Annotated in this window: 9 protein-coding genes; 3 read left to right on the top strand and 6 right to left on the bottom strand. The window is 72.7% G+C overall.

What is annotated here, in order from left to right; all coding sequences use genetic code 11:
- The coding region (locus F1643_RS01885; protein ID WP_370540431.1) for a shikimate kinase at positions 1-363 on the bottom strand (363 nt) is incomplete at its 3' end.
- 381 nt (positions 364-744) lie between these two features.
- Between F1643_RS01885 and F1643_RS01880 the strand changes: the two genes are divergently transcribed.
- From F1643_RS01880 to F1643_RS01870, 3 genes are read left to right on the top strand one after another with little or no spacing between them, the layout of a single operon-like run.
- A complete protein-coding gene (locus tag F1643_RS01880; protein WP_167331734.1) occupies positions 745-885 on the top strand; it encodes a hypothetical protein in 141 nt (46 codons plus the stop codon).
- The gene (locus tag F1643_RS01875; RefSeq protein ID WP_194910117.1) at positions 866-2,821 is read left to right on the top strand and encodes a hypothetical protein; all 1,956 of its coding nucleotides are present in this window, start codon (positions 866-868) and stop codon (positions 2,819-2,821) included. Before F1643_RS01880 ends, F1643_RS01875 begins: the two co-directional genes overlap by 20 nt.
- A 28-nt stretch (positions 2,822-2,849) precedes the next feature.
- Complete coding sequence (locus F1643_RS01870; RefSeq protein WP_255542291.1) at positions 2,850-3,851, top strand: site-specific tyrosine recombinase XerD; 1,002 nt, start codon at positions 2,850-2,852, stop codon at positions 3,849-3,851.
- 230 nt (positions 3,852-4,081) lie between these two features.
- Here the strand turns inward: F1643_RS01870 and F1643_RS01865 are convergent, their stop codons facing one another.
- The 5 genes from F1643_RS01865 to dut all read right to left on the bottom strand — a co-directional run bounded on the left by F1643_RS01865 (position 4,082) and on the right by dut (position 11,171).
- Positions 4,082-4,393, bottom strand: coding sequence for a polyhydroxyalkanoic acid system family protein (locus F1643_RS01865; RefSeq protein WP_194910113.1), 312 nt, complete (start codon positions 4,391-4,393; stop codon positions 4,082-4,084).
- A 70-nt stretch (positions 4,394-4,463) separates the two neighbouring features.
- On the bottom strand, positions 4,464-6,743 hold the full coding sequence (locus F1643_RS01860) for a PAS-domain containing protein (protein WP_370540430.1): 2,280 nt from the start codon (positions 6,741-6,743) through the stop codon (positions 4,464-4,466).
- A gap of 173 nt (positions 6,744-6,916) precedes the next feature.
- The gene (locus tag F1643_RS21980; protein ID WP_370540429.1) at positions 6,917-7,300 is read right to left on the bottom strand and encodes an Hpt domain-containing protein; all 384 of its coding nucleotides are present in this window, start codon (positions 7,298-7,300) and stop codon (positions 6,917-6,919) included.
- On the bottom strand, positions 7,222-10,584 hold the full coding sequence (locus F1643_RS21975; protein WP_370540428.1) for an ATP-binding protein: 3,363 nt from the start codon (positions 10,582-10,584) through the stop codon (positions 7,222-7,224). Before F1643_RS21975 ends, F1643_RS21980 begins: the two co-directional genes overlap by 79 nt.
- Before the next feature lie 131 nt (positions 10,585-10,715).
- Positions 10,716-11,171, bottom strand: a complete 456-nt coding sequence (gene dut / locus F1643_RS01850; RefSeq protein WP_194910102.1) for a dUTP diphosphatase — start codon at positions 11,169-11,171, stop codon at positions 10,716-10,718.
- Between the last annotated feature and the right edge of the window lie 10 nt (positions 11,172-11,181).

The raw sequence follows: 11,181 nt of genomic DNA, 5'->3' as shown, positions 1-11,181 counted from the left end.
GGTTGTCCGGTCCATGAAGGCGCCGCCGCCGGTCGCCAGGATGTGCACCGGCTCGTCCTTCAGCAGGCGGGTGATGATGCGGCGCTCGACGGAGCGGAAGACCGGCTCGCCGTCGCGGGCGAAGATCTCGGCGATGGTGCAGCCGGCCGCGGCCTCGATCTCGGTGTCGGCGTCGCGGAAGGGCAGGTGGAGCCGTGTCGCCAGCCGGCGCCCGATGGCGCTCTTGCCGGCGCCCATCAGCCCGACCAGCACCACGGTGCGCGGCAGCAGCGGTGCCTTGTCCTCCGCCGCTCCGGCCCCCGTCTCCGGAAGCAGGGCCGCCGTCGCCTTGTGCAATCCCGTCACATCCATCTGATCCGCCACCCGTACCCGCAACTCCGCTGTCCGCCCGATCCAGCGGGACAGCCGTCATACCGCTGAAACAGACAACACTCATACCCGCCGAAAGCTGGCCGGCACAAGCGCGCTCCCAGCCGTCCTTCCGAAAAGCCGGTCCCGTCAGCTGGTCCGAAAAGCCGGCCCGAAAGCCGGGTGGGCGGGTTGCGCGGCGGTCCAACCTGTGGCTACACTGCGCCGCCGCCGAACGGGGTCTCCGTCGGCGGTGCTCCCGGTCGCCGGGTCCGCCGCGGCCGGGGTGCGGATGCTTTAGCAGAAAAGCCATTGCTTGTCCCAAGCCCTGCGACCGCCGGGCGTGGTAGCTCCGCTCCGATCCGCTGCTTTCCGACACAACGCGTCCTTGGTGCCATGAGCCGGTTTCTCTCGATCCTCATCGTCCTGCTGTTGCTGGTGATCGCCGGTGGCATGGTTTTCCTCGCCTCGTGGGACCTGCCGGCTCCATCGAAGACGGTGGAGAAGGTTCTGCCGGATGAGCGCTTCCCGCGCTGAACCCCGACCATCGGCCGGGGCCGGTCCGCAATCGGGCTCCCCGCTTCCGGCCACCCTGCTGCTGGCCGGGCTGCTGGCGGCCGGCTGGACGGCAACCGGCTGGATCGCGCCAGCAGCGGCACAGGTGGTCGGCCCGCCGATCCGGCTGACGCCTGACGCCGGGACGGATGCGCCTGCTCCCACACGGGCACCTGTCGCCGCACCTGCGCCCGCCGTCGTCCCGGCCTACCCGCCCGCGGTCACTCCGCCGCCGCCCGTGTCCCCCGTGGTGGCGCGGCCGGCTCCGGTCGCCCGCGAGGCGCTGGGCGCGCCCGATCCGGATGGGGCGGGGACGCTGAGCGGGCTGCAGGGGCTGGGCGCCGACCCCTGGCGCGGCATCGGCCGGGCGGAGCTTCTGCCGCTGATCGCCGCTCTTCCTGTCGACACCCCCTCCCCCGCCGTCAAGGCGCTGGAACGCCGGCTGCTGCTGAGCGCCGGGTCGCCCGCCGTCGCGGAGGGAGAGGTGCCGCCACCCCGCCGGTTCGGCGCGCTGCGCATCGAGAAGCTGGCGCGGATCGGCGATCCCGCCGGGGCGGCCGATCTGGCGGCGCTGCTGCCCGCGGCGCTGGCGACGGACGAGGCGGCGGCGAAGGCGCTGACCGATGCGGAGCTGGTGCGCGGCGGCCTGGACTGCACCCGCGCGCTCGCCCGCGGCAAGAGCTTCGCCTCCGCCTATTGGACCAGGCTGGCCCTGTTCTGCCATGCCCGCGTCGGCAACCGCGCCGGCACGGACGAGGCGCTGGCGAGCCTGAGCAACGGCGGCGCCCGCCGCTCCGATCCGTTCCTGATGGTGGCCGATGCCCTGGCCGGCGCCGCCCCGCCCCCTGCCCGCTCGCTGGTCCTGCAGGGCGACCCCGAAGGGCTGGCGCTGACGCTGGCCGCCATGCGGACGGCGCGGATCGGGGTTCCGCCCGACCGGCTGCCGCTGGACAACCTGCCGGCCCTGGCAGCCATCGCCACCAACCCGTCCACCGATCCCGCCACCCGTGCCGCAGCCGGGGAACGCGCGGCGGCCTCCCTGTTCCTCGACGCCCGCCAATTGCTCGACCTCTATGTCCAGGTGCCGCCGTCCGGCGACGAGCTGTTGCGGGTGAGGGACATCGCCCGGCGCGACCGCGGCGCCCGCACCCGTGCCCTGGTCCATCAGGCGATGGCGGCGGCGATGGACGGGCAGCGCCGCGTCGCGCTGGCCTCCCTGGCGGTGGAGCTGGTCGATCCGCGCCTGCGCGCCGGGCCGGTCGGCGGTGCCGCGGCCGGACTGCTCGACACCGTGTCGCCGATCGGGGACGCCGCGACCCTGGCTCCGGCGGCGGCACGGCTCTATTACGCGCAGGGCCGGCTCGATCAGGCGCGGCGCTGGCATGATCTGGCCCTGCGCAGCGGGCGGAGCGCCGACACCGCCTGGCTGTGGCCTCTGGCGGTCGTGGCGACAGGGCGCGGCGCCGAAGATCCGCGCGCGCTGATCGCTTGGCTGGAGGAGGCGCTGCGCGGTGCCGACGGTCCTGCCCGCAGCCGCATCGCCGGGCAGCTAGCCCTTCTGCAGGCGACGGGCGTCGCGGTGTCGGACGAGGCCTGGATGCAGGCCACCGACGGCGCCGGGCCGCCCAGCGGCAGCGACGCCGGGGTCGATCCGGCGCTTTGGCAGCGGCTGGGCGATGCCGCCGGTGGCGGGCGGGTCGGCGAGACGGTGGTCGCCGCCCTGCTCCTGCTGGGGGAGGCCGGACCGGCCGGCCGGCCGCCGGTCGTCACCGCGCGGGTGGCGGCCAACCTGAAGGCCGTCGGGCTGGAGCCGGACGCCCGCGCCCTCGCCCGCGAAGCGATGGCGGCCATCGCCGGACCCGCCGCTCCCGATCCCGCCCCTTCCGCCCCCGCCCTTTCCGAACGCGGCGCGCAATGACCTCATGCACCGAAAGCCTGCCACCACGATGACCGCCCCCAAGAGACCCGCCAAGCGTCGCGGCCGGCCGTGCAAGCCGCGCCCGCTCGCCACCTCCCCGCATCTGGACGCCTTCCTCGACATGCTGACGGCGGAACGCGGGGCGGCGGTGAACACGCGGCTGGCCTACGAGCGCGACCTTGCCGACCTGGGACGCTGGCTCGCCCAGCGCAGCGTCGCGCTGGAGGCGGCCGGCACCGAGGATCTGCGGGCCTATCTGGCGGTGCAGAGCAAGGACGGCGCCCCGCGCACGGTGGCGCGGCGGCTGTCGGCGATGCGGCAGTTCTACCGCTTCCTGCTGTCGGAAGGCCGGCGGGTCGACGATCCCGCCTCGCCGCTCGACAGCCCCAAGCAGGGCCGTCCGCTGCCCAAGATCCTGACGGAGGCGGAGGTCGGCGCCATGCTGTCCACCGCCGAGGCGCGCGGCGGGCCGGAAGGGCTGCGGCTGGTCGCCCTGCTGGAGGTGCTCTACGCCACCGGCCTGCGGGTGTCGGAACTGGTCGGCCTGCCGATGGCCGCCATCATGCGCGACGGGCGCGGCCTGCTGGTGCGCGGCAAGGGCGGCAAGGAACGCATGGTGCCGCTGTCCGACCCGGCGCTGGCGGCGCTGGCCGCCTATATTCCGCTGCGCGGCCACTTCATTCCGCCGGCCGCCGGTGCCGAGGCCGGGCACAGTCCCTTCCTCTTCCCGTCACGCATCTCCGCCGAAGGGCACCTGACGCGCCAGCGCTTCGCCCAGCTGCTGAAGCAGTTGGCCATCGATTCCGGCATCGATCCGGAGAAGGTCAGCCCGCACGTCCTGCGCCACGCCTTCGCCACCCATCTGCTGGACCATGGCGCCGATCTGCGTTCCGTCCAGAAGATGCTAGGCCATGCCGACATCGCGACGACGCAGATCTACACCCATGTGGTGACGGAACGACTGAAGAAGGTCATGCACGACCACCACCCGCTCGCCCGCCGCAGGGTGGAAGAGCCTTCGGAGGGGTGATGGAGGTAAGGATGGGGTGGGAGGTGCTTTCCGCGGTGCCCCCACCCTAACCCTCCCCCGCTCCGCAGGGGAGGGGATAAGTGCTTGTACGGAAAGGCAGAGACAGTCCCTCCCCCGCCCAGCTCTCGCACAAAGCAGAGCTTTGTGCTGACGCGGCAGGCGGACCGTAGGTCCGCTGAGAGCGGGGGAGGTTAGGTGGGGGCATCGTCAGCCGACATCTCCCCCGCTCCTTACTTCTTCTCCAGTATCAGCGTGCCCTGGCGGGACACCTTGTTCTTGATCTTGTCGGCCAGCAGGGCGAGCGCCCAGGGCAGTTGAACCTCCATCTCGACGCTGTCGTCCAGCACGTCGATGTGGCCGGCGATGGTCTGGGCCAGCGCCACGACGCGGAAGTTCAGGCGGTCGTCGGTCCAGCTGTCGTCGACGCTGGCCGCGACGGCGCTGAGACGGGCCCGCGCCTCGCCCATGCCGTCGACCAGCCGGCGCTTGGCCTCCGCCCGGCCGAGCGAATGGGGGATGGACAGGGTCAGGGGCTTGGGCATCGTCGGCGGCTCCGCACTGCACGGGATCGGATGGACAAGATTAACGCCGGGGACGCGTCTTGGGTCCCGGTCACCCGGCCTTCACGCCGTTGGCGGGCGCGCGCACCGGCATGATGCAGCGGACATGGGCACTGCGGTAGACGCCGGTGCCGCCGGACTCGTCCAGCTCCAGCCGGCCGCCATGCAGCTCCATCACGTTGCGCGCCAGCGAAACGCCGAGAGCCGCGGCCCCCTGCGGATCGGCGTCCGGCGGGGCGGCGCCGCTGACCGACAGGGTGATGCTGCCGTTCAGCCGCTCGCCGGCCAGCCGGATGCGGCGGTCGGCCGGCGGGTTGCGGATGGCGCCGACCACCAGGGTGAACAGCGCCTGCTTCAGCCGCTTGCCGTCGCCCTCGATCTCGCCCAGCGCCTCCGGAGCCACGACCTCCATGCGCAGCCCTTCGCGCCGGGCCCATTCGCGGGTGAGGCTGGCCACCGAGTCGAGCAGGTCGGGCAGGCTGACCGCCTCGCGCTCCAGCGTGGTCACGCCGGCCCCCAGGCTGGTCAGGTCGACCACGTCGTCGATCAGCTCCAGAAGCCGCTCCCCCGCCGTCAGCATGCTGCGCACATACTCCATCTGCCGCGTGTTCAGTTCGCCGAAATACTGGTTCGCCAGCACCTCCGCGAAGCCGATGATGCCATTCAGCGGCGTGCGCAGATGGTGGGAGACGTTGGCGATGAACTCGCTCTTCAGCTGATCGGCGGCCTCCAGCGCCGCGTTGGAGGCGCGCAGCGCCGTCTCCAGCCGGGCGCCGTCGGTCACGTCCAGATAGCTGTTCAGCACCGCCCCGTCGGGCAGCGGCAGGGTGGAGAACTCCACCACCGACCCGTCGCTGCGCTCCACCCGGCCGGAGCGGACGCTGCGTTCCAGCGTGGCGCCGATCAGCTCCTCCTTCAGGGCTTCCCAGCCGGAGGCGGCGGCCTCCCCCGGCCTGTCCGGCAGCGCGATCTCCAGCAGCGGGCGCATGCGTTCGAAGACGTCGGCGATGTGAGGTTCGCCGTGCAGGTCGCCGTCCGCCAGATCCCAGATGCGGGCGAAGGCCGGGTTGGACAGTTTCAGCCGGCCGTCGCCGCCGAACACCGCGATGCCCTCCGCCAGATTGTCCAGCGTCTCCTGCTGCACCGCCATCAGCGTGTTGTAGGAGGATTCCAGCGCCAGCGTGTTGGTGACGTCCTCCAGGATGGTGATCAGCCCGCCTTGCGGATGGGGGGCGGCCAGATGGCGCAGCGTGGTGCCGTCGGGCAGGTGCAGCATCTCCTCCAGCGGTTCCACCAGATGGGTGTAGCGGGTCAGGCGCTCGCGCTTGAAGGTCTGGTAGTCGGCATATTCCGGCAGGCGGCGGCGGGCGCGCAGCTCCTCCAGCAACTCTGCGTTGGTAGGCTCGGTGCGCAGCCACGCCTCGTCAAGGTCCCACAGCCGGGCATAGGCCTGGTTGAAGAAGGTCAGGCGGGTGTCGGGGCCGAAGATGGCGATGGCGGTGCCCAGCCGTTCCAGCACCTCCGCATGGGCGGTCAGGTGGCGGTCAAGCTCGCCGCGCAGTTCCTCCAGCGGGGTCAGGTCCAGCGCATAACCGACCACCAGCGTGCCGCCGCCATCGGTCAGCGGCAGCGGCGCCTCCGTCACCTCCAGCAGGCGGCGCTCGGTGCCGATCACCACGGGTGCGCGGTCGGACTGGGCGAATCCGCCGCTGCGCGCCCGTTCGGCCAGAGCCGGGCCGGTGGCGGTCAGTTCCCGTCCTTCCGCCACCACGCTGTCCGGATCGCCGTCGACGGCGCGGGCATAGGCGCGGTTGCACCACGACAGCCGTAACGAACGGTCGCGCATCCACACCGGGATCGGCAGGGCGTCGGCCATCGCCTGCAGCTCCGCAAGGCGGGAGCGGGCAACCCCGGTTTCCGTCTCGTGACGGCGGGTCGCGTCCTGCGCGGCGTCGCGGGCTAAGGTGACGTCCTCGATCCACACCACGTCGCAGCAGCTGTCGCCGGCACAGCCGCGCCGGCCGGTCAGCACCAGCCGCCGGCCATCCGGCGCCAGCCCTTCGCACCGGAAAGGCTCGCCGTCGCGGCGCAGGCGGGCAAGGGCGGCGGTGAAGTCGGGCGACGACACCGCGTCCGGCAGGGCGTCGGCCTTGGAGATGCCCAGCAGGACCGCCGTCTCTTCCGACAGGGCGCCCCCGCCCGATTCGGTCCAGGCGCACCAGGGGTAGGGAGAGGCGGCGAGCATCGCCCGCCAGCGGTCGCGGTCTGCGGCTGCATGTTCGGCCTCGCGCCGGGTTTCCTTGTTCCAAAAGAAGCCAGCGAAACCGACCACGCTTTCCACCCCCGGATCGCCGGGGCTTGGCGACGGCCCGGCTGAATCAGTCGAAATGAATCAGGATATCCAGAGTAGTTCAGCCATACCCCACCGACAAGCAACTCGCGTCCACCGTGCGCCTTTTCGGGTTGGCGTTCCCGTCCAGGTAGATTTCGCCCCAACACGTCCGGTCACGCCATGCTCTCTTCCGGCTGGGGCACCGTCTCTTTCGTGTGGCGCAGCGCGTGAATCGCTTTTTCGACCTCCGGGAAGGCCGCTGCCATCGCATGGGCATGGCGTTCCACCTCCTCCAGTCGCGCCTCCACGATCGCGCGCTCCAGCGCGGTGCAGGCGGCGGCAAGCACCCGCGCGCCCGCGGTGCGTGCCGCTCCGGCGGCGGAATGGGCTGCCGCCCGCGCCTCCTCCATCTCCCCGGCGTCGAGCGCCTGCCGTACCCGGTCCAGGGTGGGCCGCGTCGTCTCGATGAAGAAGTCCATCATGTCCAGCGTGCCGCTGTCGATGCCGTCCTCCCGGCCTCCGCCGAAGGTCTCGCGCAGATGGTCGAGGTCGAGCACCGGCAGGGCCGAGTCGTCCGGCGGACGGGCGGATTGCGCCCCGGCGGTTCCTTCGCCTCCGGCGGGCGGGGAGGGGTGTCGAGCCGGCGGGCCAGCACCTGCGACAGCTGGGCCAGCGTCACCGGCTTGGCGAGGTAATCGTCCATGCCTGCGGCCAGACAGCGCTCCATCTCGCCGGACAGCGCATTGGCGGTCATGGCGACGATGGCGGTGCACCGGCCGGTCCCGTCCTCCTCCGCCCGGATGCGGCGGGCAAGCTCGTAGCCGTCCATCACCGGCATGTGGCAGTCGGTGATGACCAGCCGGTGGCGGCCGGCGCGCCATGCCGCCAGTGCCTGCTCCCCATCCGCCGCCAGATCCACCGCGCAGCCCAGGCGCCGCAGCTGGCGCAGGACGACCTGCTGGTTGGTCGGATGGTCTTCCGCCACCAGGACCGGGCCGTGGGCCGGCGGGCTGTCCCGCTCTCCCTCTCCCGCTCCGGCGCGGGCGGGGATAAGGAGCGGCGGACCGGACCGCTCCGCTTCGGTATCCACGGCACCGGCCCGCTCCGCGTCGGGTGCGGCACGGCCGGTCAGGAGGGCGGCGGCGCGGATCAGGGCGGCGCGGTGGACCGGCTGGGCCAGCCCGCCCGGTCCGCCGTGGGGCGAAGCGACCGCGGGACCGTTCCCCCGCCCGTCGCCCAGCAGCAGCCGCGGCAGCCCGGGTCCGCAGGCACCGGCCAGCGGTTCCAGCCGCCCGGCCATCGACCCGCTTGTGACCAGCAGCCCCACCCCCCCGCGCCCCAGGCGGGAGGCCGCATCGGCCACCGTGGCGGCGGCGGTCACCGTCGCCCCGCCCTGCTCCAGGTAGCGGGCCAGCACGTCGCGCTGCACGTCATCCTCGTCGGCGACCAGCACGGCCAGTCCGGCCAGCGGCGCCGGGGCGGGCAAGACGGGATCCTCCCCCCGCGGCAGGTCCACCGTGAACCAGAAGGTCGATCCCCGGCCGGGCACCGACTCGACGCCGATCCGTCCGCCCATCCGCTCGATCAGCCGGGTGCAGATGGCCAGCCCCAGTCCGGTGCCGCCGAAGCGCCGGGTGGTGGAGCTGTCGGCCTGACTGAAGGGCTGGAACAGCCGGGCCTGCCCCTCCGGCCCGATGCCGATGCCGGTGTCCTCCACCGCCACATGCAGGCGCACTTGATCCTGACGTATGGGCTCGGTGGCATGGACGCGCAGCACCACCCGGCCGTGGTCGGTGAACTTGATGGCGTTGCCGGTCAGGTTGAACAGGATCTGGCGCAGCCGGCCCGAATCGCCGCGCAGCCGCGCCGGCACCGACCGGTCGATGTCGCAGATCAGCGCCAGCCCCTTCTGGTGGGCCTGGGGCGCCAGCAGGTCGGCCACCCCTTCCACCAGTTCGGCCGGGCGCAGGTCGAGCTCCTCCAGGTCCAGCTTCCCGGCCTCGATCTTCGACAAATCCAGGATGTCGTCGATGATCCGCAGCAGTGCGGCCCCGCTCTCGCGCATGGTGGAGACCAGCGTGCGCTGCTCCTCGTCCAGCGGGGTCAGCGCCATCAGCTCCAGCATGCCGAGCACGCCGTTCATGGGCGTGCGGATCTCGTGGCTCATGGTCGCCAGGAATTCCGCCTTCGAGCGGGCGGCGATCTCCGCCTGTTCCTTGGCGGCGCGTAGCGCCTCCTCCGCCTGCTTGCGCGCGGTGATGTCGTAGCTCCAGGCCAGCACCGCCGGCTCGCCTTCGAAGCTGGTGCGCTGGAGCGTCTGCAGTGCCCACACCCGGCTGCCGTCGGGCCGGTCGACCGCGACCTCCGCATCGCGCACCAGGACGCCGCCGTTTCCGGCCTCCCACTGCTGACCGGTCCCACCCCGGCTGATGCTGGCGCCCGGAAGGGCCAGCGCGTGGCGGCTGCCGACGAACGCGTCCAGCGGCCGGCCGGCCAGCTCGGCGGCGCGGGCGTTGGCGAAGGCGACGGTGCCGTCGGTGCGGCCGATGGAGACGCCGACCGGGCTCTGTTCCAGGATGGTGCGCAGCCGCCGCTCGCCGTCGGCCAGTGCGCTTTCGCGGGCGCGGATGGTGGTGACGAAATAGGCCAGCGCGCGGGCCATCTCGCCGATTTCGTCCCGGCTGCCGGACGGGGTGGCCGGGGGCAGGTCGAGGTCGGGCATTGCCGCCGGCTCGGCCGTCTCCACCGCCTGCATGGCGCTGCGCAGCCGGCGCAGCCGCGCCACCACGTTGCGGTGGATATAGGCGAAAATCGCGGCGGCGCCCAGGATCGACAGCAGCGCCATGGCGACCACCGCCCGCTCGCCGTCGCGGATCACCCGCTCGAATTCGGACGAGCGGCGGGCGACGTCCTGCTCCACCGCCAGGAAATAGTCGGACACGATGCCGACCAGCTGGTCCGACACCGCCTGATTGCGTGCCGCCGAACGCTTGACCGCCCGCTGCAGCGACAGCTCCGCCGCGCGCAGGGTGAACAGGGGGGATCGCCCGAAGGCCGCCTCCTCCACCTCGCGCTGCAGCGGCTGCAGCCGGGCGGCACGCTCCGGCGGCAGCAGGGCCAGCGCCGCGGCGGCATTGTCGAGCGCCATGCGGGTCTCCGCCTGGAACCCGTCCAGCTGGCTGTCGCGGTCGGCGCGCAAGGCGGCCAGCAGCGTGGTGGCCGCCGCGGTCAGGTCCCGGCGCCAGCGCTCCAGCGCGTCGCGGCTGCGCTCCGCCGCCTCGGCATCCGGAAGGCCGGAGCGCGTCTCCATCGGCCAGGGCGCCTCCTCCTCCCGCGACTCGGCGGCGCCGAGCCGGCCGGTCAGGGCGGCCAGTGCCTGGGCGCGGGCGTTGGTCTCTGCGGTCAGGGCCAGTTGCTGCCGGACCTGGGCGTTCAGGGTCAGCAGCGTGCCGACCAGTTCGTTCTTGCGGCGGTCGAGTTCGCCCAGATCGGCCTGACCGCCATTCGTCTGACCGCCATTCGTCTGGCCGCCGTTCCTTTGCCCGCCGTGTGCGATCAGCCGGGCCATCAACTGTTCCAGCCGGACGATCTGGTCGCCCATCCGCGCCATCACCGCCTCGCGCGCGGTCTGGTCCTGGGCGGCGACCAGGGCGGGGGCGATGGCGGCCACGGCGCCGCTCTGCTGCACCAGCTGCGCGGCGGCGACCAGCCCCGGCACCTTGGCCGTGGCGATCTGCTCGTATCCCTGATGGAAGCGGGAAAACAGCGAGACGGCGACGACGCTGGTCGCCGCGGCCAGCCCGCCGATGACCGTCAATCCCGCCAGGATGCGGAACGCCACGCTCCGCCGGGGACTCCGCATGACCACCCCCTCGCCTGCCGCCAGTGCCGGAGGGGGTGCTTCGCCCGCTGCGTCATACCCCTTCCGGCGCGGCGATCATGCCACAGAAACGCAGGCGGGGGATGGGGTTCTCAGGCGACGCCGGTGGACCCGAAGCCGCCGGTACCGCGCGCGGTCTCGTCCAACGACGGGACCTCCACCAGCGCCGCCTGGGGGGCCGGGGCGATCACCGCCTGGGCGATGCGGTCGCCGCGGGCGATGGTGAAGGGCTCTTCCCCCAGATTGATCAGGCAGACGCCGACCGGCCCGCGATAGTCGCAGTCGACGGTGCCCGGCGTGTTCAGCACCGTGACGCCGTTCTTCACCGCCAGACCGGAACGCGGCCGGATCTGCATCTCCCACCCCGCCGGCAGCCCGACGGCGAAGCCGGTCTGCACCAGCATCCGCTTGCCAGGATCCAGAACGGCGGGCTCATCCGCCGGCACCGCGGCGCGCAGGTCGAACCCCGCCGCACCCTCGGTGGCATAGGAGGGGAGCGGCAGGTCGTCGTTGCCGGGCAGGCGGAGGAAGGCGACGGTGGGGGACATGGGGGATCCT

Source organism: Azospirillum sp. INR13 (genome assembly GCF_015390205.1).
In the GTDB taxonomy this organism is placed as follows: domain Bacteria; phylum Pseudomonadota; class Alphaproteobacteria; order Azospirillales; family Azospirillaceae; genus Azospirillum.
Note: the sequence above shows the minus strand (reverse complement) of the source record. Positions and strands in the feature narration are given on the sequence as shown.

Excerpts from the sequence above, each read along its gene's own strand:
- F1643_RS01875 (WP_194910117.1), top strand. The coding sequence starts at position 866 with ATGAGCGCTTCCCGCGCTGAACCCCGACCATCGGCCGGGGCCGGTCCG.
- F1643_RS01865 (WP_194910113.1), bottom strand. The coding sequence starts at position 4,393 with ATGCCCAAGCCCCTGACCCTGTCCATCCCCCATTCGCTCGGCCGGGCG.
- dut (WP_194910102.1), bottom strand. The coding sequence starts at position 11,171 with ATGTCCCCCACCGTCGCCTTCCTCCGCCTGCCCGGCAACGACGACCTG.
- F1643_RS01870 (WP_255542291.1), top strand. The coding sequence starts at position 2,850 with ATGACCGCCCCCAAGAGACCCGCCAAGCGTCGCGGCCGGCCGTGCAAG.
- F1643_RS01880 (WP_167331734.1), top strand. The coding sequence starts at position 745 with ATGAGCCGGTTTCTCTCGATCCTCATCGTCCTGCTGTTGCTGGTGATC.